Consider the following 25,242-nt stretch of genomic DNA (forward strand, 5'->3'; position numbering starts at 1 on the left):
CCCCGACCCCCGCCCCCGCCGGGCGTCCTTTCGCTCCCGCACTCCGACGGAGGAAGCCGCAGTGACCGACGACGAGATCCTCCTCGGACTCGCCCTGACGGTGGTGCTCGCCACCGGCTCGCAGATCCTGGCGAGCAAACTGCGCGTCCCGGCCCTGATCATCCTGCTGCCCGCCGGGTTCACCGCCGGCGCGCTCACGGACGTCGTTCACCCGGAGAACCTGCTGGGGCCGGACTTCTCCGCCATCGTGTCGCTGTCCGTCGCGGTGATCCTCTACGACGCCGGCCTGGGACTCGACCTGCGCAAGCTGGCCCACCACACGCGCGGGATCGTGGGCAGGCTGCTCGTGTACGGCGTGCTGCTCACCTTCCTCGTCACCGGGACGGTGGCACCGGCGATGTTCGACATGACCCTGCGCGTGGCCGCGATGCTCGGCATGATCCTCGTCGTCTCGGGGCCCACGGTCGTGGGGCCGATCCTCGACTTCGTACGGCCGAGCGACAAGGTGCGGCGCATCCTGATCTGGGAGGGGACGCTGACCGACCCGATCGGCGCCATCCTCGGCGCCCTCACCTTCCACGCGATCGCCTCCACGCACCGGATCGACATCGGCCGGGGCTACCAGTTGGGCCAGTTCGGGCTCAGCCTCGCCGTCGGGCTGGCGGGCGGGGTCGTGGGAACCGCCCTGCTGTGGTTCACCCTGCGCACCCTGCGGCTCGGCGAGACGCTGGGAACACTGGCCCAGCTCGCCGTCGTCATCGGCATCTCGGCGGGCTGCGACATCGTGCGGGACGACACGGGGCTCATCGCGGCGATCGTGGCGGGCCTCGCCGTGTCCAACATCAAGGGCTTCGACATGCCCGCACGCCGCCCCTTCCTGGAGACCCTGGTCCAGCTGATCATCGGACTGCTGTTCGTCTCCATCTCCTCCACCGTCACCCCGGCGTCCCTGGTGCCGGTCCTCCTTCCGGCGCTCGTCCTGATCGCGATCCTCGTCCTGGTGGTCCGCCCGATCGTGGCCTTCGGCGCCGCGGCGCGCACGGACCTCACACGCGGCGAACGCGCCTTCGTCGGCTGGATGGACCCACGCGGCATCGTCGCGGCGGCGACGGCGTCGGCCTTCTCCTCCGGCCTGGTGCAACGGGGCGTGCCCGGGGCGGCGAAGCTCCTCCCCGTCACCTTCCTGGTGATCGTGGGGACCGTTCTGCTCTACGCGCTGACGGCGGCGCCGGTGGCCAGACGGCTGGGGGTCGTCAAGGCGGAGGGCACCCGCGTCCTCCTCGTGGGTGGCGAGCCGTGGGTGGTCGACCTGGGCAGCGCCCTGCGGTCCGCGGGCCTCGACGTACTGATGTGGGCGGGACTCGACGAGGAACGGGAACGGATCAAGGCGGCGGGCCTGGACCTGGCGAAGGGCGATCTGCTCGCCACGGCCATCAACCCCGGGGCCCGACTGGAGGGCGTGACGGCCGTCTTCCTGGCCACCGACGACGACGACTTCAACGCGCTCGCCTCGATCGTCATGCAGGACAACGTCGAGGGACCCGTCTACCGGGTGGGGCCGCCGCACGACAGCCACGGCGTGGTCGCCCCGTACACCGGCGGCGACATCCTCTTCGGCAGCTCCCTGGTACGCCACGTCCTCGCGGAGCGCTACGGGCAGGGCGCCCGGTTCGCCGTGCAGCCGGCCGCCGCCGCCCTGCCGCCGGAGTACGACACGCTGTTCGTGGTCCGGGCCGACCACCGGCTGGACCCCGTCACGGAGAGACAGCAGGCCGTGCCTCAGGACGGTGACACCGTCGTCCTCCTCGGGCCCGCGCCCACGACCGCACCGCGCTGAGACTCCCGCCGTCTACGCGCCGCCGCGCCGCGCGTCCCGAAGCATCGCGTCCAGGGTGATCGCGGCGTCGATCAGTGCCAGATGGGTGAAGGCCTGCGGGAAGTTCCCCAACTGCCGTCCCGTCAGGTCGATCTCCTCGGAGTACAGCCCCAGGTGGTTGGCGTAGGTGAGCATCTTCTCCAGCACGAGCCTGGCCATGTCGAGGCGCCCGGCCCGGGCCAGGGCGTCGACATACATGAACGTGCACAGGGAGAAGGTTCCCTCGGAACCGCGCAGCCCGTCGGGGGACGCCTCGGGGTTGTAGCGGTAGACGAGGCTGTCGCTGACCAGTTCGCGCTCCATCGCGTCGAGCGTGGTCTTCCACATGGGATCGTCCGGCGTGATGAAGCCGACCGTCGGCATGCGCAGCAGCGACGAGTCGAGCACGTCGTCGCCGTAGTGCTGCACGAAGGCCCGCTTCCCCGGGTCCCAGCCGCGCTCGTACACCTGCTCGTAGATCGCGTCCCGCGCGCCGGTCCAGACGCCGCCGGCCGCGGGACGGCCGTCGTCGTAGGCGATCCGCAGGGCACGGTCGAAGGCCACCCAGGACATGACACGGCCGTAGGTGAAGTCCTTCCGGCCCCCGCGCGTCTCCCACAGCCCTTCGCCGGGCTGATCCCAGTGCCCGGCCAGCCAGTCGAGCAGGGTGTGCAGGGCCTTCCAGCCGCCGTGGTCGAGATGCATGCCGTGCTCGTGCGCGAAGTAGATGCTGTCGAGTGCCTCGCCGTAGATGTCCAGCTGGAGCTGGTTCGCCGCTCCGTTGCCGATGCGGACCGGGGCGGAGCCGCGGAATCCCTCCCAGTGGTCGAGCGTCTCCTCGACCAGGTCGGTGGAGCCGTCGACCCGGTACATGATGTTCAGCGGCCCCGAGCCGCTCTCCTGGCCGGCTTCCTGCTTCACCCGATCGTGCAGCCAGTCGATGAACGCCGACGCCTCTTCCTTGAATCCCAGGCCGAGCAGGGCGTACACCGAGAACGAGGCGTCACGGATCCAGGTGAACCGGTAGTCCCAGTTGCGCTCGCCGCCCAGCTGCTCGGGGAGGCCCGCCGTGGGCGCGGCGACCAGGGCGCCGGTCGGCGCGTACGTCATGAGCTTCAGCGTCACGGCCGATCGTTCCACCGCCTCCCGCCAGCGCCCGGAGTAGGTGGACTGCCCCAGCCAGGAGCGCCAGAAGTGGACCGTCTGGTCGAAGAGGCGCTCGAACTCGTCCAGGGGGATCTCCCGCGGCGGCCCGTCGGGGGCCGATTCCAGGACCAGGCCGCGCTGTTGCCCCGCCCGCAGGCTCAGGGAGAAGCGCAGGTCGTGGTGGTCTCCCAGGCGGATGTTCAGCAGGCGCTCGTCCTCCGGCTCGCGGACGGGGTGGACGGCGAAGTCCAGGTCGTCCGAGGTGAACAGCGCGCCGTGTTCGGTGGCGTGCAGTTCGTGCGGCTTGCGGCCGTAGTCGAAGCGCGGAGCGAACTCCCCTTCGAACGTGATGCTGCCGCGTACGCAGCGGAGCATGCGGACGAGACGGTGCCGGTCGGTCGCGGTGGTTCCCGTCACCGGCATGAAGTCGACGACCTCCCCCGCCCCTGCCTCGGTCATGAAGCGCGTCACCAGAACAGCCGTGTCCGGGTGGTAGAGCTGTTTGGTCGTGTACGTGTCCGCAACCGGCCGCACGGTGAAGTGACCGCCCTTGCGCCGGTCGAGCAGGGCGCCGAAGACACTGGGCGAATCGAACCGGGGGCAACAGAACCAGTCGATCGTCCCATCGGTCGTCACGAGCGCAGCGGTCTGCAGATCTCCGATCAGACCGTGGTCCTCGATCAGCGGATAGTCCTCCATCGCGGGCCCCTTTCAGCCCCGGCCGACCCCATGCCGGGCTTCTGCGCACCGGGGGCGAGGCGGCCGGAGGGCATTCCTCAGCTTAGGCCGAGGGGTGTGGCTCCGTCCTGGCGAGAGCGTGACGCGGGGTGACGGCGCCGCCGTTGCGCGCGGGTCCGGGAATCGCCCTACCGTGAGGGGGAGGCCGAGCACCTACTCCTCCCGCGAAGGGGGCGTGGCATGGGTGTCAGGATGTCCTGGGCGGCCAGGTTCCGGTTGAGGCAGTACGTCAAGGCCAGCCTGTGGATCGTGCCGATGCTCGGTCTCGTCCTCGGCGCCGCTCTCGCCGAGGCCGCCCTGGCCGCCGACAGCGCGGACTGGCCGCCGAGCGGCTGGCACTACTCCGCGACGACCGCGAGCGGTGTGCTCACCGCCATCGTGGGCGCGATGGTGGCGCTGCTCGGGTTCGTCGTCACGATCGGTGTGCTGGTGGTGCAGCAGGCCACGGGAACCCTCTCCCCCCGGTACATGCGCCTCTGGTACCGGGACCGGCTGCAGAAGGCGGTTCTGGCGACCTTCACCGGGACGTTCGCGTTCTCCTTCTCCCTGCTGCGGAGCGTCGAGACCGCGTCGGTGCCCGACCTCGGGGTCACCCTGGCCGGCGCGGCGGTGGCCGTCAGCCTGGTCCTCCTGCTCGTCTACCTCAACCGGTTCACCCACAGCCTCCGGCCCGTGGCCATCGCGGAGTTGGTCGCTCATCTGGGAGAGACCGTCTTCACCGAGGGCGCCGCGGCGATCCGGGGCGCCAGGCCTCGCGGCGAAGGATCCGTGCCGTCCGACGGTCCCGTGACGCGCATTCGTACGGTGCGCGGCGGAGCGATTCAGGCCTTCAACGTGCCCGGCCTGGTCGAGGAGGCGGCCCGCCACGACTGCGTCTTCGTCGTGACCCGGCTGATCGGAGACTTCGTACCGCCCGGCACCGTGCTCGTGGAGGTCCACGGCGGCACGTCCGGACCGGACCCGGAGCGGGTGACCGGTTTCATCGCCCTCGGCCCCGAGCGCACGATCGAACAGGATCCCGCCTTCGCGCTGAGGGTCCTCGTCGACGTCGCGATCAGGGCCCTCTCTCCCGCGGTGAACGACCCCACGACCGCGGTGCAGGTCATCAACTACATCGAGTGGTTCCTGCACACGGTGGGCGGCGTCCGGCTCCCCGGACGGTACGTCCTGGCCGATCGCGACGGGGCCGCCCGGCTCGTGCTCCCGGGCAGGGACTGGGACAGCTATCTGGAGCTCGCCGTCTGCGAGATCCGTGACTACGGGGGTTCGTCCGTGCAGATCTGCCGGAGGCTCCGGGCCATGCTGGACGGCCTGCTCGACGTCCTGCCGTCATCGCGGCACTCCGCCGTGCGCACGCAGCTGCTCCTCCTCCAGGATTCGGTCGAGCGCGAGTTCACCGACCGGGCCCGCCGGGCCGTCGCGGAACAGGCCGACCACCAGGGCATCGGCGGGCGGCCCCTCCCCCGCCCCCCTGCGCCGCCTTCACCGGACGGCCCCTGAGCGAGTCCGGTCAGCGCACGCGTCCCCGCGCCTTGAGGTGGGCGACGGGAGCCTCCGGGGCGTCCAGGCGGTCGCCGTCGTAGCCCTTGACCTCGCCGAAGCGGTCGCTCGCCATCCAGGCCTCCCTCGCCTCGCGGATCTCCTCGTCCGTGCGGCCCACGAAGTTCCACCACATAGCACGGGATTGCCGTTTCATCCCAGCTCAGAGGCCCGATCCACCATCCGCGGTCAGCAAAAGGTCAGCAAGACGCCCGGGAGTCAACCAACATGGCCACCACCTCGGCGGACCCGGGCCGGGGTGAGCCTGCTCGGTTCCAGCGGTCGGTCCCAAGGCCGGCGAATGTCCTCGGCAAGCGGCCTGGCGAGCCGCAGGTGGGCGTGCGCGACGAGTCGAAGCGTCGCAAGAACGCCCGCCAGCGCGGATCGACGCCGGCGGCGGTCATGTCGGTGGTCCGACAGGAGGCCGGAGAGCGTGCGCGGCTGCCTGTTCATCCCACCCGGGGAACCGTGGCACAACCCCTTCATCGAGTCCTTCAACGGTCGCCTGCGCGACGAATGCCTCAACATCCACCTGTTCTGGTCCCTGACCCACGCCAGGGTCACCATCGGCGACTGGAAGGAGGAGTACGACCACGACCGGCCGCGCTCATCGCTGGGCCAGCGAACCCCAGGTGCCTACGCTGCGATCCGCGCTAATCGCCTCTCACGCGTCTGGTGTCGTGTGCCCACATCGCGATCTCGACGCGGTTGCGTGCGCCGAGCTTGGTCATCAACGATGCGACGTGGGTCTTGACCGTGCTCAGGCTGACGAAGAGCTCGGTGGCGATCTCGGCGTTGGTCCGGCCTCGTGCCACCAGCGCGAGCACCTCCTCCTCGCGCTCGGTGAGCGGGTTTCTCGGCTGGACGGGTACCACCGGCGTCTGGTCGGCGAAGGTCGCCAGCAGCCGGCGGGTGACGTTGGGGGCGATCAGCGCGTCCCCGTTGGCCGCCGCGTGGATGGCCTGCACGAGGAGCTCCGGCCCGGCGTTCTTGAGCAGGAAGCCGCGGGCGCCGGCGCGTAGGGCGCCGAGGACATACTCATCGAGGTCGAAGGTGGTGATCACGACGACCGCCATCGGGTCCGTCACGCCTGGCCCGGCCAGACGCCGCGTCACCTCGACGCCGTCGAGCCCGGGCATCCGGATGTCGACGAGGAGGACATCGGGACGCAGCCGGGTCGCCAGGTCGAGCGCTGCGAGCCCGTCTGCCGCCTCCCCCACGACCTCGAGGTCGGGTTGCGCGCCGAGGATCATCACCAGCCCGGTCCGGACCAAGTCCTGGTCGTCGGCTACGACAACACGGATGCTCATGCCAACGCCGCCATCGGCAGCACGGCCTCGACCACCCAGCCACCCTCGGGCCCCGGCCCCGCGGAGAGCGATCCGCCGAGGAGCTGGGCGCGTTCGGCCATGCCCAGCAGGCCGAACCCGGGCTTCGGGGCCGGCCCCGGCTCGGTCTGTCCATCGTCGCTGACACGCAGCCTGACGGCGTCGCCCTCCCGGCGTACGTCGATCGCGACGCGGGTCGCGCTCCGGGCGTGGCGTACGGCGTTGGTAAGCGACTCCTGCGCGAGCCGGTAGAGCGCGGCGTCCACGGGTCGCGCCAGCCGGGCAAACGAACCGTCCAGCGAGACCTCGACGGTAGGCGTCGTGTGGGCGCGCGCCAGAGCGGGCAGGTCCGCGACACCCAGCTGCGGTGAGTAGGCGACGGCTTCCTCCTCACGCAGCACCCGAACCATGGATCTCATCTCCTCCAGGGTTCGCGACGCTTCGGACTCGATCGCGGCCAGGGCCTCGGCAGCCTTCTCAGGCTGGATGCCGGCGACCACGCCACCGGCCTGCGCCTGCACCGCGATGGCCGAGACGTGGTGGGCCACGGTGTCGTGCAGCTCTCGCGCCAGCGCCACCCGCTCCTGATTGCGGATCTCGCGCTGTTGGCGATGCCAGAGGTCCGCGCGGTAGCGGAACACCACCGCGAGGGCGACGAACAACAGCAAGAGGACGCTCCCGCCGAAAACGTCGGCCCAGCCCGCGGAGGTGGCGTACATCCCCAGCGCGACAACGACTGTCACGAACGCCGTCCCCAAGACGATCTCCCGTCCCGAGCCCCACCGCACCAGGGAGTAGAGCAGGATCACGGCGGCCATCATGGAGTAGAGGCCGAGATCCCCGGCGTGCGCAGTCAGCTGGAGGACCGAGAGCAGCCCGGCGACCCCCCACCCGACCAGGACGGCCATGAGGGGGCGGCCCCGCCGCCAGAGCAGGGCAGGCATCAGCGCCAGGGCGAGCACCGTCACAAGTGGTCGCCAGGCCAAGCCCGGTCGAACGATGCCCTCGACCAAGGCGGCGGCCGTGAACACGCCCACCAGTAGCCAGTCCAGACGACCGATGGGTGGGGCGTCAGCAGGCCGCGGCTCATGCCAGACGGAGCGCCGAAAAGTGACCACGGCTCCAGACTAGGCATCGTCGCGCCTCGGCGTATCCGCCGAAAGAACGAGAGAGAGACCATGCCATCGGCCAGGCGAACCGAAGCCCCCGGGCCGAGGCGCCCGCCGCCGGGCTCAGCGATCGTGGAACTACCGATCCTCACCGCAACAACGGAGCCCACTATGAGAACACGTCAACCCACCAGCGCCACACTGGAAGACCAGCGGATCCCGCTGAGAGCCAAGCTCGCCGCGACGTGGACAGCCTTCATGTTCCTCTACGCCTACGTGGACATTCTCAACTTCTTCACGCCCGGCGTCATCAAAGACATCCTCGACGGCAAGGTCTTCGAGTTCGACCTCTCCCAGACCTTTTCGACCACGGCGCTGGGCCTCATGGCCATCCCCATCTTTATGGTCGTCCTGTCGACGACGCTGCCCGCCCGGGCGAACCGCATCACGAACCTCATCGTGGCCTCGCTCTACGTTCCCGTCACGGCGTTCAACGCGGTGGGCGCGTCCTGGCTGTACTTCTACGGCCTTGGTATCGCACTGGAATTGATCCTTCTCGCCCTCATCGTGCGGTACGCCTGGACCTGGCCCCGTACCGTCGGCGACCACGGCGACCACGGCGACCACGGCGACCAGCCCGGACCGTGAAACCGTTCGCGCTCAGCTACAAGCGTCGAATCCCTGCCTGCAACGACAGCACCCGGAACCGTGTGTTGATCATGCGCCAGAAAAGGTCAGCAAAAGGTCGGTATCGGTCCGAGCAGGCCCAGCCGTACGCATCTGAACCTGAGAATCCACTCAACCCCTCCCGAGCCCGGCGGACCCCTGAACCACGGCCGAAAGGACGGCAGTCGATCAAGGGTTCCCGCACGGCGGCCATCAGTCGAGCGCGACCCGTCCCGTCACACGTTTCCCGAGGTCAGCGCACTCGCCCGCGCGGCTTCAGCGGGGTGGCGGGGAGCTCCGGGGCGGACAGTCGGGCGCCGTCGTAGCCGTGGACCTCGCCGAACGGCGAGCCCTTCTCCCAGTCCTCGCGCGCTTGTGCGATCTCATCACCGGATCGGCCGATGAAGTTCCACCACATGACGATCTCCTCCTCGAACGGCTCTCCGCCGAGGAGCATCAGGCCCGCGTCGGACAGGGCGCGCAGGGGGAGCTCGGTGCGGCCGCAGCCGAGGTACAGCATGGAGCCGGGCAGGACCGGGACGCCGTCGACGTGGGCCTCGCCCGACATGGACAGGACCGCGTACTCGAAGTCGGGATCCAGCGGGAGGTTCGTCTCCGTGCCGGCCGCCAGGGTCAGGTCCGCGCCGACCAGGGGCGAGTACGTGGTGCCCGGCGAGACCGCGCCGTCGAGGGCGCCGAGGATCACCGTCGCCGTGAGACCGGGCGCCGTGACCCGGGGCAGGTCGGCGTGGTGCTGGAAGTGGGGCTCCACGTGGCGGTGGGCGTCGGGGAGCGCGACCCAGAGCTGCGCGCCGTGGAGGAGGCGGGCGTGCGGCCGGGGGCTCTCCTCCGAGTGGGAGATCGCCCGGCCCGAGGTCATCAGGCCCAGCTCGCGCGGCCGGATCGTCTGGAGGCTGCCGGTGGAGTCGCGGTGCAGGACCTCGCCCTCGTGGAGCCAGCTCACGGTCTGCAGGCCCATGTGCGGGTGGGGCGGGACCTGCATGCCCGGCTCGTCGGCGATGTCGTCGGGGCCGTAGTGGTCGACGAATGCCCACGCGCCGACCATCCGGCGGCCGAGGTTCGGGAGCAGCCTGCGGACCTCGGTCGACTCCCCGAGCCGGACGCGGCGCGGGCTGAGGAGCTCTCGTACGGGCTCGGCGACGACGAAGCCACGGCCACCGCACACCGTCAACGCGGCCTGACGATCAAGATTGCTCATGACGCTCAACCTACCTTAGTGGAATGTTCAACCATCCAGGCTTGTTGACCTGGTCGACCGTCACACAGAGTGGCAGATCAGGGAAGCCGGAGAGGAAGAGCAAGTGAGCGACACGTACTACGAGTTCGGAACGGCCGGGGAGCGCTGGGACCGCGCACAGCTGTTCTTCGCCGCCAAGGAGTACGGGACCGCGGTCCGCATCCTGCGCGGCCTCGTCGCCGAGCACCCGGACCAGACGGCCCAGCGGCTGCTCCTCGCGCGCGCCTACTACCACTCCGCCCAGCTCTCCCGGGCCGAGACCGAGCTGCGGGCCGTCCTGGACCGCGACCCCGTCGAGCACTACGCCCGGCTGATGCTCGGGCGCACCCTGGAGCGCCAGGGACGCGCGGACGAGGCCGCTCCGCACCTGCGGATGGCCGCCGCGATGGCGGGCGAGACCCCTTCCTGACGCCGTTCTGATACCCCCGCACGGTATGGTCGGGCCAGGAGGTCCTGGTCTTGCGTACACGGCGGGCGGAACGCGGAAGCGGAGCGCGCGGAATGCGAGCAGGAGGTGCCCTGGCGCACCTTCTGCTCGTCGTCGTGCTCGCGCTCGGCGTGTTCCTCATGCACGCCGTCGGCCACCCCGAGGGCTCCGGCGGTACGACGGAGACCACCGCGGCCGCCCACCACGCCGCCGCGCCGGCCGGTGCGCACGGCGCTGACGACGGCGGTTCCGACGCGCGTCACGACCCCGGTTCGGGGATGGACATGACCACGCTGTGCGTGGCCGTCCTCGGCGCCTGGCTCCTCGCCGGGCTCGTCCGGGCCGCCCTGGCCCGACACCCCGACTGGCTGGCCCTCGTCCTCGCGCGGCTGATTCCCGTACGGGGTCCCCACGCGCCGCCGCGCCGACCTCCCGACCTCGCCCAGCTGTCGATCCTGCGGATCTAGGCCGAACCGCCACCGCGGGCGCCTCGTGCTGCCCGCGCACGCCTTCGACCTGCCCTTTTTTCGACAGCACACGAGGTATCACTCCCATGCGCACCTTCACGCGTCGCACTGCCGAGAAGTTCGCCCTGGCCGGAGCCGTCACGGCCGCCGGTCTCCTGCTCGCCGCCTGCGGGACGGACGACGGGATGAGCGGTATGGGCCACGGCGGGACGTCCCCGTCCGCCGCCGCTTCGGCGCCCGCTTCCGCTTCCGCTTCCGCTTCGGCGCCCGCCTCCGCCTCCGCCGAGGCCGCCGCGCCCGGCGCCTTCAACGACGCGGACGTCATGTTCGCCCAGATGATGATCCCCCACCACGAGCAGGCCCTGGAGATGGCGAAGCTCGCCGACGGCCGCGCCGAGGACCCCGAGGTCAAGAAGCTCGTCGCCGCGATCGAGCAGGCGCAGGACCCGGAGATCCAGAAGATGAAGGCCTGGCTCAAGGGCTGGGGCAAGCCCGAGTCGGCCGGGGCCGCTCACGGTTCCGGGGGCGGCCACGGCATGGCCGGGATGATGTCCGAGCAGGACATGAAGGACCTGTCGGCCGTCAAGGGCGAGGCCTTCGACCGGAAGTTCGCCGAGCTGATGATCGCCCACCACGACGGCGCCGTCGCCATGGCGAAGGACGAGCAGAAGGACGGGCGGAACGCCTCGGCGAAGAAGCTCGCCGACGACGTCGTCCGGACCCAGTCCACCGAGATCGCCGAGCTGCGGAAGATCCTCGACCGGCTCTGACCGGCCCGCACCCTCACTATCAGCGGCCGGCCCCTCACCGGGGCCGGCCGCGCCCCCCGCGTACCCTCCTCTCCTCCGGCGAAAGAACGATGAAGAAGTACTTCCCCGGGCCCGCGGCCACCGCCGCCGTCACCGTCCTCACCCTCACCCTCGCCCTGACCGCCTGCACCCAGGAGCCGCCCGCCGCCGACTCCCGCGACGGCTCCCCCGGCACTGCTCTCAGCCACATCCACGGCCTCGGCCTGCGCGGCGACACGCTCTACGTCGCCACCCACGACGGCATCCACACCCCGGACGCCACCGGCCGCCCGACCCTGGTCGGCGACCGCAGGGACGACTTCATGGGCTTCACGATCACCGCGACCGGCACCTTCCTCGCGAGCGGGCACCCCGCCCCCGGCTCCGGCGGACCCGCCGACCTCGGCCTCGTCGAGTCGACGGACGCCGGGCGCACCTGGCACGAGAAGTCCCTCGGCGGCGAGGTGGACTTCCACTCCCTCGACACGGCGCCCGATGCCACGGTCTACGGATACGACAGCGCGAACGCCCGGCTGCGGGTCAGCCCCGACGGCGTCACCTGGGAGGACCGCGCCGCGCTGCGCGCCCTCGACATCGCCGTCTCCCCCGCCTCCGGCGAGACCGTCCTCGCCACCACCGAGACCGGGGTGGCCCGCAGCGCGGACGGCGGGCGGACCTTCGCCCCGGGCACGGGCCAGGTCCTCTCGTACGTCTCCTGGGGCGCTCCCGACGCCCTCTTCGGCGTCGACCCGAGCGGGGTCCTCTTCCGCGGTACGGATACGGGGAAGGGTGCCGCGGTCCGGTGGGCCCGGGTCGCCGCCGTGCCGGGCGGGGCGCCGCAGGCGCTCACCGTCGTGGACGCCCGCCGGCTGCTCGTCGCCACCCAGGACGGGGTGTACGAGTCCCGCGACGGCGGGCGGACCTTCGAGCGCCGGGTCGCGGTGGCCTCGGGGCAGGACGGCCACTGATCCCGAGGCCTCCGCGTCTCGGGCACCTCGCACCCGACGCCTCGCCCGCCCCGCGCGCCCCTACCCCACGCGCCCTTACCCCGCGCGCCGCTCCACGACGACCTCGCCGCCGACCACGACCGTCTCCGCCACCGTGCCCGGGATCTCCTCGGGCGCGACGCGGAGGATGTCGCGGGAGAGGACGACGAAGTCGGCGAGCTTGCCGACCGTCAGCGAACCCCGTTCGTCCTCAAGGAAGTTGGCGTAGGCCGAGCCCATCGTGTAGCCCTCGACGGCGGTCGCGACGTCGATCGTCTCGCCCGCCGTCCAGCTCTCCCCGCCGTCGAGCGGGCGGCGGGTGACGGCCGCGTGGATGCCCACCATGGGGTCCATCTCCGCGACGTTCCAGTCGCTGGAGAGCGCGAGGACCGCCCCGGCCGCGCGCAGGCTGCGCAGGGGCCAGGCCTTGTGCCAGCGGTCGGGGCCGATGTTCTCGGCCCAGTCCTGGCCGGGGCCCGCGATGTCGGGCGCGGCGTGCCGGGGCTGCATGCAGGCGACGACGCCGAGTTCCGCGAAGCGGGGGGTGTCGGCCGGGTCGAGGCACTCGACGTGGACGATCTGGTGGCGGGCGTCGCGCGGCCCGTTGGCGGCGCGGGCGCGGGCGACGGCGTCGAGGACGGTGCGGATGCCCCGGTCGCCGGTGGCGTGGACGAAGCACTGGAAGCCGCGCGCGTCGAGGCGGGTGAGCAGCTCGGCGAACTCCTCGGGCGGGTAGAAGGTGTCGCCGCGGTGGTGGGCGCAGCCCGCGTACGGCTCCAGGAGGGCGGCGGTGCGGGGTTCGACGACGTCGTCGATGTACAGCTTGAGCGGGCCGACCCGCAGCCGGTCGTCGGCGAACTCCTCCGCCGCGGCCTCGAAGGCGTCGAGGTCGGTGTCGGTCGTGCCGCGCGGGTGGAAGAGCGCGGCGACGATCCGTGAGCGCAGCCGTCCCTCCGCACGGGCGCGCTGGAAGAGGGCGAGGTCGTCGAGGGAGTTCTGCGGCTCGACGACGGTGGTGATGCCGTAACCGATGGCGTCGTCCAGGCTCTTGGCGAGGCGGCCGTACTGCCGGTCGGGCGAGGCCCAGGGCACGCCGAGCTCGCGCAGGGCGCGGTGGCCGTCGCGGGAGAGGCCCTTGATCGCGAAGTCCTTGACGAATCCGGTGGGTTCGCCGGTGTCCGGGTCGGTGACGGCCCGGCCGAAGGGCAGGTCGGTGTGGTCGCGGTCGACGCCGAGCCGCCGGAGGGCGGCGGTGTTGAGCCAGGCGGTGTGCACGTCGTAGCTGAGGACGACGGCGGGGGTGTCGCCGGTGGCGGGGTCGAGGTCGGCGGCGGTGGGCATGCGTCCGCCGGGGACGGCCGAGTAGTCGAAGGCCTCGGCCTCGATCCACTCGGCGTCGGGGTGCGCCTCGTGCCAGGCGCGGATCCGCTCGTGGATGACGTCGAGGGTGCGGGCGCCCGCGAGCTGGACGCAGGCGTCGTCCGAGCCGAGGCGGACGTGGTTGTGGGCGTCGACGAAGCCGGGCAGGACGAGCCGTCCTGCGGCGTCGACGACGCGGGTGGCGGGCCCCGTCCAGGCGGCCGCTTCGGCGTCGGAGCCGATCCAGGCGATGCGGCCGGCGCGGACGGCGAGGGCCTGTGCCTCGGGGAGCGCGGGGTCGACGGTGTGGATGCGGGCCCCGAGGAGGACGAGGTCGGCGTGGACGGGGGTCGCGGCGGTGGTGCTGTTCATGCGGGACGGCTCCGTGACGTACGTGCGGGTGTGCTGCGGGAGGGGCGGGAATCGCCTGGTCAGGGGTGTGCCGGGGCGGCCGGGCGGCGCGCGAGGAGCGCGTACACGAGGGCGGAGACGACCGCGCCGAGGAGGGTGAGGTCCGCACCGCCGAGCGGGGCGACCAGGGGGCCGGTCCACAGTTCGGAGTCGCAGGTGAGCGCGGAGAAGAGGAGACCGGCGAGGAGCGCGGTCAGGCCGGCCGGGTGCCAGCCCGCGCGGTACCAGTAGGGGCCGCCCGCGCGGGCGTGCAGGCCGGCGGAGTCGTAGGCGCAGCGCCGGAGCACCATGTCGGCGAGGAAGACCCCGCCCCAGGGGGCGAAGACGATGATCAGGAGGGAGAGGAAGGAGAGGAGCGAGGTGGTGAAGTCGGTGAGGAAGAGGGCGCCGAGGGAGCCCGCCGCGGTCACGGCGGCGCTGATGACGATGGCCCGTGCCCGGCTCCAGGGGATGCCGAGGACCTGGAGGTTCAGGCTCGACGAGTAGAGCGTGATGATCGAGTTGGTGACCGAGCCGCCGAGGACGAGGGCGAGGAAGAGCGCCTGGAACCAGCCGGGGAGCAGGCCCTCGACGCCCGCCACCGCGTCGGTCATGTCGGCCTGCGTCGCCGCGGCCACTCCGGCGACGCCCAGGGCGACGGAGGAGAGGAAGCCGCCGAGCGCGCCGCTGAGGGTGACGGCCTTGAGGGAGGTCGTGCGGGGCAGGTAGCGGGTGTAGTCCGCGGGCATGGGGAGGTACGAGAAGGGGCCCGCGAGCATGACGACGAAGGCGAGGCTCCAGCCGGAGGCGCCGGGCGCGGCCGAGGGGGCGTTGGTGTCGGCGCCGGGCAGCACCAGGACGAGGAGCACGGCGAAGCCGACGGCGAGGACGTAGGCCATCCAGCGCTCGGCGAACTGGACGGTCGCGTGGCCCCAGAGGGCGACCACGAAGGTCAGCGCGAGGGTGACGGCGAGGGCGACGGCCCGGGAGGCGTGTCCGCCGTGCCAGCCGAGGTCCGCGAAGAAGGCTTCGAGGGCGAGGGTGCCCACCACGGTGTTGACGATGGTGTAGCCGATGCTGACGATCCAGTTGAGCAGACCGGCGGGCCAGTTGCCGCGGATGCCGAAGGCGGCCCGGGAGATCACGAGGGTCGCGGTGCCGGTGCGGACCCCGCTGAGGCCGGCCGCGCCGATGGCGACGAAGGACAGGCCGCCGAGCACGACGACGGCGGTGGCCTGCCAGAAGGAGAGCCCGAAGGCGACGGCGAGGGCGCCGTTGATGACGTAGGTGAAGGTCAGGTTCGAGCCGAACCAGAGCCAGAAGACGTCCTTGGCGCTGCCGTGCCGTTCCGCGTCGGGTATGGGGTCGATCCCGTGTTCCTCGACCTGGAACACCTCGTCCCGGCCCGTGGTCACGGGCGCCGTCTCGTGTCCGAGCACACCGCACTCCTGTCTCGCTGCCGTCTTGAATGACGTTCTAAGACTTAGAACGCCATTCAAGATGTGCGATGAGTTCAGGCCACGTCAAGACCTTCGGAGGTTGCGGTTAAGGTCGATCTCGCACATCGGTCTCGCACATTCGTCTCGCACACAGCGGGACGGGCGGAGACACGGCACGACAGATCGGGGACGGCGGCGGTGGCAAAGGCGGCACGACGGCGGGACGGGCACGTCACCCAGGAGCGGATGCTGGAGGAGGCCATGGCGGCGATCGCCGAGGACGGCCTCGCCTCGCTCACCATGTCGGCGCTCGCGGAGCGGCTCGGCACGAGCGGCGGCCACATCCTGTACTACTTCGGCAGCAAGGACCTGCTGCTGCTCGCCGCCCTCCGGTGGAGCGAGGCCGCGCTCGCCGAGGAGCGCGCCGCGCTGCTGTCCCGGCGGGTCACCGCCGAGCGCAAACTCGACCTCTTCCTCCGCCTCTACCTGCCGCGCGGACCCCGCGACCCGCGCTGGACGCTCTGGATCGAACTCTGGGCCCGTACCCCCGGCAACGCCGCGCTGCGCGAGGCCCAGGACGCGCTGGACCGGGGCTGGCAGGAGGACCTGGAGTCCCTGCTCGCGGCGGGGGTGGCCCGGCGGCGCTTCGCACCGCTCGACGCCACCGCCCGCGCCTCCGAACTCCTCGCCCTGCTCGACGGGTTGAGCACCCGGGTCGTCCTCGGCCAGGAGTCCGGCCGCGACGCGCGGCCCGCCCTGGAGGCGGCGCGCTCGGCGGCCCGGCTCCTCGTCGCCCCGTACACACCCGACACGTCTGAAGCAGAGGCGACGTGACGACTCGTCAGTCCCGGTAGGCCTCAAGGAGGCGCAGCCACGCCTCGCTCAGGGTCGGGAAGGACGGTACGGCGTGCCAGAGCCGGGCGATCGGGACCTCGCCGACGACCGCGACCGTCGCCGAGTGGAGGAGCTCGCCGATCCCCGGGCCGACGAAGGAGGCACCGAGGACGACCTCCCGGTCGAGGTCGACGACCAACCGGGCCTGGCCCCGGTAACCCTGGGCGTAGAGCCCGGCCCCGGCGACCTGCCGCATGTCGACGTCGACGGCCCGGACCCGGTGGCCCGCCCGCTCGGCCTCGGCCAGGGTCAGGCCGACGGCGGCCGCCTCGGGGTCGCAGAACACGACCTGCGGCGCGGCGGCCCGGTCGGCGGTGGCCGCGTGCGCGCCCCAGCGCCCGTCGTCCAGCGGCCCCGTGCCCTTCGCGCGGGCCGCGATCGCGGCGCCGGCGATCCGGGCCTGGTACTTGCCCTGGTGGGTCATGAGCGCGCGGTGGTTGACGTCCCCGACCGCGTAGAGCCAGTCGGTGCCGGTGACCCGGAGGCTGTCGTCGACGTCGAGCCAGGAGCCCGGTTCCCGGCCGACCGACTCCAGGCCGAGGTCCTCGGTGCGCGGGGCCCGGCCGGTCGCGAAGAGCACCTCGTCGCCCTCGACGTGGTCGCCGCCCTCCAGGACCACGGTCACCGGGCCGGTGCCCCCGTCGCGTACGACCGCCGTGACCCGGGTGCCGGTACGGACGTCCGCGCCGCGCGCCGCGAGGGCCGAGGCGACCAGCTCGCCGACGAACGGCTCCATCCGGGGCAGCAGGCCCCCGCCCCGTACGAGCAGGGTGACCTTCGCGCCCAGGGCCTGCCAGGCGGTGGCCATCTCCACGCCGACCACGCCCCCGCCGACCACGATCAGCCGCTCGGGCACGCGGCCGGAACTGGTCGCCTCGCGGCTGGTCCAGGGCCTGGCCCCGGGCAGGCCGGGCAGCTCGGGGAGGACGGCGCGGCTGCCGGTGCAGACGGCGACCGCGTGCCGGGCGGTCAGGACGTGCTCGTCGCCCTCCGGGCCGGTGACGGCGACCCGGCGGGGCCCGGCGAGACGGCCGTGGCCCCGGAAGAGCCGGACGCCGATCGAATCCAGCCAGTCGACCTGGCCGTCGTCCTTCCAGTCGCCGACGACGGCGTCCCGGTGCGCGAAGACCTCCAGGGCGTCGAGCGGCCCGTAGACCGACTCGCGCAGGCCGGCGACCTTGCGGGCGTCGGAACGGGCGAGCGCGGGGCGCAGGAGCGCCTTGCTGGGCATGCACGCCCAGTACGAGCACTCACCGCCGATCAGCTCGCTCTCGACGATCGCGGCGCTGAGCCCGGCCGCCCGCACCCGGTCGACGACGTTCTCGCCGACCGGACCCGCCCCGAGGACCACCACGTCGTACGTGCTCTCTTCCACCGCTCGTGTCATGATCCCAGTCTGCTGGCAGGGGTCCGGAATAGCGCGGCTCGATACGCCGTTGTGCCGGGCGAGTCCCCAGGGGACCGTGAGGACACCGCCAGGAGACCCCGAAAGGTAGGCAGGCATGAGCACCGTAGAGCTCACCAAGGACAACTTCGACGAGATCGTGAGCGGGAACGAATTCGTCCTGATCGACTTCTGGGCTTCGTGGTGCGGTCCCTGCCGTCAGTTCGCCCCGGTCTTCGAGGCCGCGTCCGAGCGGCACCAGGACCTGGTCTTCGCGAAGGTGGACACCGAGGCGCAGCAGGAGCTCGCCGCCGCCTTCGAGATCCGCTCGATCCCGACGCTGATGATCGTCCGGGACAACGTGGCCGTGTTCGCGCAGCCCGGCGCGCTGCCGGAGGCCGCCCTGGAGGACGTCATCGGGCAGGCCCGCAAGCTGGACATGGACGAGGTGCGCAAGTCCGTCGAGGCCTCGCAGCAGCAGTGACCCGATGACGAGAGGGGTACGGGAGAGCCTCCCGTACCCCTCTCGTCGTATGTCCGGGCCACGCGTACGTGCGTCGGCTCAGCGCTCCAGGACCAGCGCGAGGCCCTGGCCCACGCCGATGCAGAGCGCCGCGAGGCCCGTGCCCGAGCCCGCCGCCGCCAGCTGGTGGGCCACGGAGCCGGCGAGCCGGGCGCCCGAGGCGCCCAGCGGGTGACCGATGGCGACCGCGCCGCCGCGCGGGTTCACGATCTCCGGGTCCAGTTCCGGCCATTCGGCGAGGCAGCCGAGCGCCTGCGCGGCGAAGGCCTCGTTGAGCTCGAAGGTCGTCAGGTCGGCGAAGGAGCGTCCGGCCTTCTCCAGGGCCCGCCGGACGGCCGCCACCGGGCCGAGGCCGAAGAGCTGGGGCTCGATGCCGGTGACCGCCGACGTACGGATGCGGGCGAGCGGCTCGCGGCCGGTCTCGCGCAGCCCCTCCTCGTCCACGAGGAGCAGGGCCGCCGCGCCGTCGTTGAGCGGCGAGGAGTTGCCCGCCGTGACGGTGCCGCCCGTGGGACGGAACGAGGGCTTGAGCTTGGCGAGCGCCTCCATGGAGGTGGTGTCGCGGATGCACTCGTCCCTGGCCAGGTCCACGCCGGGGTACGGGACGACCTCGTCGTCGTACAGCCCCTTCACCCAGGCCTCGGCGGCCTTGCGGTGGCTGGCGAGCGCGAAGGCGTCCTGCCGGTCGCGGGTGAGGCCGTGCTTGTCGGCGACGAGCTCCGCGCCCTCGCCGAGGGCGACGGTCCACTCGGCGGGCATCCTCGGGTTGGTCATGCGCCAGCCGAGGGTCGTCGAGTGGAGCTGCTGGTGGCCGGCGGGGAAGGCCCGCTCGGGCTTCTGCAGGACCCACGGGGCGCGGGACATGGACTCGACGCCGCCGGCGATGGCGACGGACGCGTCGCCGAGCGCGACGGCGCGGGCCGCCTGGATGACGGCCTCCATGCCGGAGCCGCAGAGGCGGTTGACGGTGACGCCGGGGACGGTGACGGGCAGTCCGGCGAGCAGGACGGCCATCCTGGCCACGTCGCGGTTGTCCTCGCCGGCGCCGTTGGCGTCGCCGAAGTAGACGTCGTCGACGCGCGCCGGGTCGAGCGCGGGCGAGCGGTCGACGAGCGCCTTCACCACGTGGGCGGCCAGGTCGTCGGGGCGCACCCCGGCGAGCGCGCCGCCGAACTTCCCGATCGGTGTGCGGACGGCGTCGACGATGTAGACGTCGCGGATGCTCATCGGTTCTCTCCCACGTGACCTTCGGAACGACTCTGTTCGCCTGGTGAGGAAACTTTCGTTTCCGGTGTGCGCCGCCGAGTCTGTGCCCGTCGGCGCACGGTGTCAACGGGCCTCTTCAGGCCGGATCGGGGTCGGGCCGCAGGGGAGAGTGCCAGGTCAGCCACGGGGCAAGCCGGGCGGGAGGGAGCCGGGCAGAGCGGGAGCGCCGGGCGGGAGGGAGCCGGGACGGCAGGGAGTGCCCGGCGGGAGGGAGCCGGGGCGGCCGGGAGCGCCGGGCGGGCGGAGGGTGCCCGGCAGGCCGGGAGTGCCGGGTCAGCCGCGGGCCGCCGGGCGGACGAGGGCCGTGAGTCCGTAGTCGAGTTCGCGCCCGTCGACGAGCAGGGCCTCGACCGTCCGCGTCTCGGGGTCGATGTCGGCGACGATGCCGTGCCCCTCGTAGATCGGATAGCCGGAGGAGCCGTGCCGCCCGGTGGCCTCGACGACGGCGGAGCGGACGGCACTGTCCCCCACGGACGCGCCGCCGCGGTCCTCGACGTGCGCGGGCACCAGCAGGATCTCGTAGCGCTTCGGAACTGTGCTCATGGACCGACGCTAAGCGCTCAGCTGGACTCCCGCCGGACGACCCGCGAGTCGAGGAGACGGCGGGGGCGGGGCGGCACGTCCTCGTCCCGCACGGCCCGGTCGACGAGCTCGGCCAGCTCCCTGCCGAGGACCATGTCGATGTGGACGGTGCTGAGCCGCGGCCGCAGGAGCCGGCCGAGGAGCAGGTCGTCGGCGCCGACGACGGCGGTCTCCTCCGGTACGGAGATCCCGGCGTCCTGGAGCGCCCGCATCAGGAGCATCGCGTACTCGTCGTTGTAGGCGAAGACGGCGTCGAGCCCCAGCTCGCGCCACCGCCCGGCCAGCTCCCGTGCCGACTCCTCGTCGTACCGCAGGGGCACGGGGACGACGGTGGCGCCGGTGCCCTCGGCCGCCTGCCGCGCTCCGTCGAGGCGGGGGGCCGAGAACATCCCGAGGCCCGTCTCCTCCGGGACGACGACGCCGATCCGGCGCCGGCCGGCCTCGACGAGGTGGGCGGCGGCGACCTCGCCGATCCGCCCCTGGTCCATGACGAGGGAGTGGGTGCCCTCGACCTGCTGCGTGCCGAGCGTGATCACGGCGCGGGCCCCGGACCGCTTGAGGAGCTCGACCGCCTGCTCCGTGAGTTCGACCTCGCCGAGCGAGACCACGGCGACCGGCCGCAGCTCCGCCCAGGCACGGGCCGCCTCCTCGGGCTTCAGGCCGATGCTGCCGTACTGCACCACGGTGTAGTCGAGGCGGCGCAGCTCCCACTGGAGGTCGCTGAAGAACTGGCTGTACAGCGGGCCGACGGGGATGTGGGCGCTGGGCAGCAGCACCATCCGGCTGTGGCCGGCGCGCAGGCTGCGGGCCGCCGCGTGGGGGACGTACCCCAGCTCCTCGGCCGCCTCGCGCACGCGGCGGCGGGTGGGCTCGCTGATGCGCACGGCCGAGGTGTTGTTCAGCACGTACGAGACGGTGGCCCGGGAGACGCCCGCGAGGCGCGCGACGTCGGCACTGGTGGGGACCGCCCGCCCGGTGGGGCGGTCGGGGGACTGTTCGGTTGAGTGGCTCATCGCTCCGGCATCTTTCCAGAACAATCCGGCACAGGGTCTGGCGGATGGCCTGATTTGAGTGCTACACAGTGCTCACACGTGTCACTGACACGTGTAACTCTATCGTTCAATCCGCTCCTCGCCCCCTCATCGGGCGATCTCTCCCTGGAGGGCAACGTGGCCCTTTCCTCCCCCGGAACCGGCTCCGGCACCGACACCGCCGGCCCCGACTCCGGTACGGCCGGCCCCGACTCCCCCGCGGCCAGCCGGCCGACGCGGGGCCTGCTGCCCCTGCTCCTCGCCGGCAACACGGCGATGTACGCCCTGTACATCGGCGTCGGAGGCATGCTCCTCGCCCTCCAGGTCGAGTCCATCGACCCCGCGAACAAGGTGGCGAACTTCGGCCTCGTCGCCGGCGTGTCCGCGATCTTCGCCACCGTCTTCAACCCGGTCGCGGGCGCGCTCTCGGACCGGTCGGGACGGCGCAACCCCTGGATCCTGGGCGGCGGCCTGCTCGCCCTCCCGGTGATGCTGCTCCTCGGCAGCGTCCACACGATCCTGCTGGTCACGATCGCCTGGTGCCTCGGCCAGGCCGTCATGAACATCTACCAGGCGGCGATCACCTCGGTGGTCCCCGACCGGGTCCCGATGGCCGCGCGCGGCAAGGCCTCGGCCGCCGTCGGCCTCGGTCTGCCCATCGGCTCGACGATCGGCGCCCTCGTCGGCGCCGCCTTCTCCGACGACTACCGCACCGGCTACCTCGTCTTCGGCGCGATCGTCGCCGGCGCGGCCGTGCTGTTCAGCACCTGCGCCCGCGAGGAGCGCATGCCCGCGAAGGCGCCGCTGCCGGTCAAGGAGCAGATCGCGGCCTTCGGCAGCGCCCTCAAGGACCACGACTTCCGCTGGGCGTTCATCGGCCGGGCCCTGCTGGTCCTCGGCTACTTCGCGGTGGCCGGATTCCAGCTGTACATCCTCAAGGACCACACCGAGCTGCCCGCCGGGCTGAAGCCCGAGGAGGCCGTGGCCATCCTCATGCCGCTCAACGCGGTCGCCATGGTGGTCTCCACCGTGCTCGGCGGCTGGCTGTCCGACCGGTACGACCGCCGCAAGCTCTTCGTGGGTGCCTCCGCCGCGCTCGCCGCCGTCGCGCTCGTCATCCCGGCCGTCTCCACCAGCTGGACCGCGATGCTCGCCTTCTCCGTCGTCAACGGTCTCGGCTTCGGCTGCTACATGGCCGTCGACACCGCCCTGGTGACCATGGTCCTGCCCAAGGCCGAGGACGCGGCCCGGGACATGGGCGTCCTGAACGTCGCCAACGCGGGCCCGCAGATCGTCGCCCCGTTCGTGGCCTCGCTCATCGTCTCGCTGAGTGGCGGATACACGGCCCTGTTCATCATCGCGGCCGTACTGTCGGTGCTCGGCGCGCTCGCCGTGCGCCCCATCCGCAGCGTGCGCTGACCTGACGGTCGGCGCCCGCCCGGGGGTGTCCCGCGGATCAGGGCCTGCCGATGCCCCTGATCCGCGGGACACCCCCGTCCCCGTCGCACCACTCGGAGAGGCAGCACCGTGCGCCTGCACACCACCACGTGGGGATCCGGTGACCGGATCGCCCTGCTCGTCCACGGCATCATGGCCGACCACCGCACCTGGCGGCGGGTCGGACCTGACCTCGCCGCGCGGGGGTACCGGGTGATCGCCGTGGACCTGCGGGGCCACGGGGCGAGCGCGCGGGCGGCCGGCCCGGAGGCGTACGGGCCGGAGGACTACGCCGACGACCTCGTCGAGAACCTCCCGGCCGGGGCCGAACTGGCCGTCGGCCACTCGCTCGGCGGGCTCGCCCTGCTGCGGGCCGTGGAACGGCTCGCGCCCGCCCGCGCGGTGTACTCCGATCCGGCCTGGCACCTGAGGGGCGGCCCCGCCGGGTACGTGCCGGAGCTCTTCGTGCGGGGCAAGTCCCTCTCGCGGGACCTCGTGCAGGGGTTCAACCCGCGCTGGTCGGACGAGGACGTCGACACCGAGATGGAGTCGGTACGCGTCTGGGACGAGCGGTCGGCGTACGGTCTGGTCGACGTCACCGGCACGGACATGTGGCCGGTCCGGCCCGCCGTCCCCTCCCTCGTCGCGCTCGCCGATCCGAGCCCGCTGATCTCCGCCGACGACGCCACGATGCTGGAGGGGCGCGGCTTCACCCTCCGCACCGTCGCGGGTGCCGGGCACACGATCCACCGGGACGACTTCGACGGGTTCATGTCCGCGCTGGACGGCTGGATCTGACGTACCGTTCACCCATGGACGAAGCGTCGATGGACTCCTCGATGGTGGGACTGCTGGGCCGGGTGACCGGCACAATCGGGCCCGGCCTCGTCGGCGAGGTGATCGTCCGGATCCGGGGCGGCGCCGAGCACTTCCTCGCCTATCCGGCCTCACCGAAGGAACGAATCGAGACCGGAACGGTCGTGATGGTCATGGAACATCTCCCTCCACGCACCGTCTATGTCACAGCCGCGTACGACAGTTGACCGAACCGTTGAGTGGCGCCCGTGACGGGCGCACACTCCCTTCACCGGATCCGCACGGCTCCGGTGAAGGGGGAACTGCCCATGGGAATCGGCATTCTGGCGGGCGTCGTCGTCGGCGCCTTCGTCCTTCTGGTCATCGTCTTCAAGATGATGTGGCGCGTCGCGGAACCCAACGAAGCGCTGATCATCTCCGGTTCCAACCACAAGAACGAGGGCCTCGGCGCGGGGATGGGGTTCCGGATCGTCACCGGTCGCGGCACCCTCGTGATGCCCGGCGTCCAGGCGGTGCGGAAGCTCTCGCTCGACCTCAACGAGACGCAGCTGTCCGTCGAGTGCGTCACCCACCAGGGCATTCCGCTCAAGGTCCGCGGTGTGGTGATCTTCAAGGTCGGTGACGACTTCGTGTCGATCGCCAACGCCGCCCGCCGCTTCCTCGACCAGCAGAAGCTGATGTCGGAGCGGGTGCACATCGTCTTCGCCGGTCATCTCCGCGCCATCGTCGGCGGGTTGACGGTGGAGGACATGATCCGTGACCGGGAGAAGCTGACCGGGCAGGCCCGTTCGGCCTGTGGCACGGAGATGGAGAAGCTCGGACTGATCGTCGACTCGCTGCAGATCCACGAGATCGAGGACCCGACCGGGTACATCAAGAACCTCGCCGCCCCGCACGCCGCCGCCGTCCAGCGGGACGCGCGGATCGCGCAGGCGGAGGCCAACCGGCGGGCGACCGAGGCCGAGCAGCAGGCCGCGGCGCGCATGTCGGAGGCGACCCGCGACAGCGAGATCCTCCAGGCGGGCTACCAGGCCGAGCGGGACCAGGCCTCGGCCAAGGCCCGGCAGGCCGGGCCGCTGGCCAACGCGGCCTCGCGCCAGGAGGTCGTCGTCCAGGAGACCCGCGTGGCCGAGCTGGAGGGCCACCGCAAGGAGCAGCAGCTCCAGGCGGAGGTCCGCAAGCCCGCCGACGCCATGGCGTACGAGACCCGGACGCTGGCCGCGGCCGAGCGCGACGCCCGGATCTCGGCGGCCGAGGCCGACGCGAAGGAGACCGAGCTGGCGAGCGCGGCCAAGGCGACGGCGACCCGGCTCACCGGTGAGGCGGAGGCGGCGGCGCAGCACGCGAAGGGGCTCGCGGTCGCCGAGGCGACCCGGGCGAAGGGTCTGGCGGAGGCCGAGTCGATCAAGGCCCGTGCGGCGGCACTCGCCGAGAACCAGGAGGCCGTCGTCGCCCAGCAGCTGGCGGAGAAGTGGCCGGAGATCGTGTCGGCCGGCGCGTCCGCCTTCGGGAACGTCGACCAGATGGTGCTGCTCAACGGCGCCGACGGGATGGCGGAAGTCTTCGCCAAGGCGCTGACCATGGGCGGGACGGGTCTCGGTCTGGCCCGGCAGCTGCTCTCCACGATGAACCCGGGGGCGCCGGAGCGCCTGGGCGGGGTGCCGGCCTCGCGGTCGGAGGAGAGCGTGGAGATCACGGTCGGCGACGGGGAGTGACCGGACAGGGCGCGTCGTGACCCGGTCGGGACACGGAGCGACCCGGCACGACACGGAGTGACCGGACAGGACGTGTACAGAGTGACCGGACAGGACGTG

At 72.1% G+C, this 25,242-nt stretch carries 23 protein-coding genes and 2 pseudogenes; 14 read left to right on the forward strand and 11 right to left on the reverse strand.

The annotated features are described in order from the left end of the window. Window positions 1-61 precede the first annotated feature (61 nt). The gene (locus tag ACFC0G_RS08730; RefSeq protein ID WP_376399357.1) at window positions 62-1,837 is read left to right on the forward strand and encodes a cation:proton antiporter; all 1,776 of its coding nucleotides are present in this window, start codon (window positions 62-64) and stop codon (window positions 1,835-1,837) included. Window positions 1,838-1,849: 12 nt separating this feature from the next. Here the strand turns inward: ACFC0G_RS08730 and ACFC0G_RS08735 are convergent, their stop codons facing one another. Beyond that, window positions 1,850-3,700 carry a glycoside hydrolase family 15 protein gene (locus ACFC0G_RS08735; RefSeq protein WP_376399360.1) on the reverse strand — a complete coding sequence of 617 codons (1,851 nt, stop codon included), beginning with the start codon at window positions 3,698-3,700 and terminating at the stop codon, window positions 1,850-1,852. 219 nt (window positions 3,701-3,919) lie between these two features. On the opposite strand from ACFC0G_RS08735, the gene ACFC0G_RS08740 reads away from it, so the two are divergent. Beyond that, window positions 3,920-5,239, forward strand: coding sequence for a DUF2254 domain-containing protein (locus ACFC0G_RS08740; RefSeq protein WP_376399363.1), 1,320 nt, complete (start codon window positions 3,920-3,922; stop codon window positions 5,237-5,239). A gap of 10 nt (window positions 5,240-5,249) precedes the next feature. On the opposite strand, the pseudogene ACFC0G_RS08745 reads toward ACFC0G_RS08740, so the two are convergent. Continuing rightward, window positions 5,250-5,414 (reverse strand): annotated as a pseudogene (locus ACFC0G_RS08745) (pirin family protein); the annotation flags it as partial. 303 nt (window positions 5,415-5,717) lie between these two features. Here ACFC0G_RS08745 and ACFC0G_RS08750 point away from each other — a divergent pair. After that, a pseudogene (locus ACFC0G_RS08750) lies at window positions 5,718-6,032 on the forward strand (transposase); the annotation flags it as partial. Here the strand turns inward: ACFC0G_RS08750 and ACFC0G_RS08755 are convergent. Further along, a complete protein-coding gene (locus tag ACFC0G_RS08755) occupies window positions 5,932-6,588 on the reverse strand; it encodes a response regulator (protein WP_376399366.1) in 657 nt (218 codons plus the stop codon). The pseudogene ACFC0G_RS08750 and the gene ACFC0G_RS08755 overlap by 101 nt on opposite strands. Next, complete coding sequence (locus tag ACFC0G_RS08760) at window positions 6,585-7,637, reverse strand: sensor histidine kinase (protein WP_376399369.1); 1,053 nt, start codon at window positions 7,635-7,637, stop codon at window positions 6,585-6,587. The genes ACFC0G_RS08755 and ACFC0G_RS08760 overlap by 4 nt, the downstream gene beginning before the upstream one ends. Before the next feature lie 249 nt (window positions 7,638-7,886). On the opposite strand from ACFC0G_RS08760, the gene ACFC0G_RS08765 reads away from it, so the two are divergent. After that, window positions 7,887-8,363: a DUF6326 family protein gene (locus tag ACFC0G_RS08765; protein WP_376399371.1), complete on the forward strand. Its 477-nt coding sequence runs from the start codon at window positions 7,887-7,889 to the stop codon at window positions 8,361-8,363. A gap of 271 nt (window positions 8,364-8,634) precedes the next feature. Here the strand turns inward: ACFC0G_RS08765 and ACFC0G_RS08770 are convergent, their stop codons facing one another. Then, window positions 8,635-9,600 (reverse strand): pirin family protein, encoded by a 966-nt coding sequence (locus ACFC0G_RS08770; RefSeq protein ID WP_376399374.1) that lies wholly within the window; start codon window positions 9,598-9,600, stop codon window positions 8,635-8,637. Window positions 9,601-9,703: 103 nt separating this feature from the next. Here ACFC0G_RS08770 and ACFC0G_RS08775 point away from each other — a divergent pair, with 103 nt between their 5' ends. From ACFC0G_RS08775 to ACFC0G_RS08790, 4 genes are all read left to right on the forward strand, one after another. After that, window positions 9,704-10,048, forward strand: coding sequence for a tetratricopeptide repeat protein (locus ACFC0G_RS08775; protein ID WP_376399377.1), 345 nt, complete (start codon window positions 9,704-9,706; stop codon window positions 10,046-10,048). A 92-nt stretch (window positions 10,049-10,140) separates the two neighbouring features. Continuing rightward, the gene (locus tag ACFC0G_RS08780) at window positions 10,141-10,533 is read left to right on the forward strand and encodes a DUF6153 family protein (RefSeq protein ID WP_376399380.1); all 393 of its coding nucleotides are present in this window, start codon (window positions 10,141-10,143) and stop codon (window positions 10,531-10,533) included. 86 nt (window positions 10,534-10,619) lie between these two features. Beyond that, on the forward strand, window positions 10,620-11,303 hold the full coding sequence (locus ACFC0G_RS08785; RefSeq protein ID WP_376399383.1) for a DUF305 domain-containing protein: 684 nt from the start codon (window positions 10,620-10,622) through the stop codon (window positions 11,301-11,303). 89 nt (window positions 11,304-11,392) lie between these two features. Next, a complete protein-coding gene (locus ACFC0G_RS08790) occupies window positions 11,393-12,289 on the forward strand; it encodes a F510_1955 family glycosylhydrolase (RefSeq protein ID WP_376399386.1) in 897 nt (298 codons plus the stop codon). A 75-nt stretch (window positions 12,290-12,364) separates the two neighbouring features. Here ACFC0G_RS08790 and ACFC0G_RS08795 read toward each other — a convergent pair whose 3' ends face one another. Beyond that, on the reverse strand, window positions 12,365-14,038 hold the full coding sequence (locus tag ACFC0G_RS08795) for an amidohydrolase (protein WP_376399389.1): 1,674 nt from the start codon (window positions 14,036-14,038) through the stop codon (window positions 12,365-12,367). A 59-nt stretch (window positions 14,039-14,097) separates the two neighbouring features. Next, window positions 14,098-15,495, reverse strand: a complete 1,398-nt coding sequence (locus tag ACFC0G_RS08800) for a purine-cytosine permease family protein (RefSeq protein ID WP_376399391.1) — start codon at window positions 15,493-15,495, stop codon at window positions 14,098-14,100. Window positions 15,496-15,693: 198 nt separating this feature from the next. On the opposite strand from ACFC0G_RS08800, the gene ACFC0G_RS08805 reads away from it, so the two are divergent. Continuing rightward, window positions 15,694-16,329: a TetR/AcrR family transcriptional regulator gene (locus ACFC0G_RS08805; protein ID WP_376399394.1), complete on the forward strand. Its 636-nt coding sequence runs from the start codon at window positions 15,694-15,696 to the stop codon at window positions 16,327-16,329. A gap of 7 nt (window positions 16,330-16,336) precedes the next feature. Here ACFC0G_RS08805 and ACFC0G_RS08810 read toward each other — a convergent pair whose 3' ends face one another. Continuing rightward, entirely contained in the window at window positions 16,337-17,776 is a 1,440-nt protein-coding gene (locus tag ACFC0G_RS08810; protein WP_376399397.1) for a dihydrolipoyl dehydrogenase family protein, read from the reverse strand. Between the two features lie 115 nt (window positions 17,777-17,891). Between ACFC0G_RS08810 and trxA the strand changes: the two genes are divergently transcribed. Then, window positions 17,892-18,257, forward strand: coding sequence for a thioredoxin (trxA, locus tag ACFC0G_RS08815; RefSeq protein WP_376399400.1), 366 nt, complete (start codon window positions 17,892-17,894; stop codon window positions 18,255-18,257). Window positions 18,258-18,335: 78 nt separating this feature from the next. Here trxA and ACFC0G_RS08820 read toward each other — a convergent pair whose 3' ends face one another. From ACFC0G_RS08820 to ACFC0G_RS08830, 3 genes are all read right to left on the reverse strand, one after another. Further along, a complete protein-coding gene (locus ACFC0G_RS08820) occupies window positions 18,336-19,523 on the reverse strand; it encodes a thiolase family protein (protein WP_376399403.1) in 1,188 nt (395 codons plus the stop codon). Between the two features lie 312 nt (window positions 19,524-19,835). Then, window positions 19,836-20,105, reverse strand: coding sequence for a hypothetical protein (locus ACFC0G_RS08825; protein WP_376399406.1), 270 nt, complete (start codon window positions 20,103-20,105; stop codon window positions 19,836-19,838). Between the two features lie 17 nt (window positions 20,106-20,122). Next, on the reverse strand, window positions 20,123-21,157 hold the full coding sequence (locus ACFC0G_RS08830; RefSeq protein ID WP_376399409.1) for a LacI family DNA-binding transcriptional regulator: 1,035 nt from the start codon (window positions 21,155-21,157) through the stop codon (window positions 20,123-20,125). 156 nt (window positions 21,158-21,313) lie between these two features. On the opposite strand from ACFC0G_RS08830, the gene ACFC0G_RS08835 reads away from it, so the two are divergent. The 4 genes from ACFC0G_RS08835 (at window position 21,314) to ACFC0G_RS08850 (ending at window position 25,143) form a co-directional block, all read left to right on the forward strand. Then, on the forward strand, window positions 21,314-22,594 hold the full coding sequence (locus ACFC0G_RS08835; protein ID WP_376399539.1) for an MFS transporter: 1,281 nt from the start codon (window positions 21,314-21,316) through the stop codon (window positions 22,592-22,594). A 108-nt stretch (window positions 22,595-22,702) separates the two neighbouring features. Beyond that, window positions 22,703-23,410, forward strand: a complete 708-nt coding sequence (locus ACFC0G_RS08840) for an alpha/beta fold hydrolase (protein ID WP_376399411.1) — start codon at window positions 22,703-22,705, stop codon at window positions 23,408-23,410. 14 nt (window positions 23,411-23,424) lie between these two features. Further along, window positions 23,425-23,655 carry a hypothetical protein gene (locus ACFC0G_RS08845; RefSeq protein ID WP_376399414.1) on the forward strand — a complete coding sequence of 77 codons (231 nt, stop codon included), beginning with the start codon at window positions 23,425-23,427 and terminating at the stop codon, window positions 23,653-23,655. Window positions 23,656-23,736: 81 nt separating this feature from the next. After that, on the forward strand, window positions 23,737-25,143 hold the full coding sequence (locus tag ACFC0G_RS08850; protein ID WP_376399417.1) for a flotillin family protein: 1,407 nt from the start codon (window positions 23,737-23,739) through the stop codon (window positions 25,141-25,143). Window positions 25,144-25,242: the final 99 nt, after the last annotated feature.

Origin of the sequence: Streptomyces sp. NPDC056169 (assembly GCF_042268445.1) — a bacterium.
Taxonomy (GTDB): domain Bacteria; phylum Actinomycetota; class Actinomycetes; order Streptomycetales; family Streptomycetaceae; genus Streptomyces.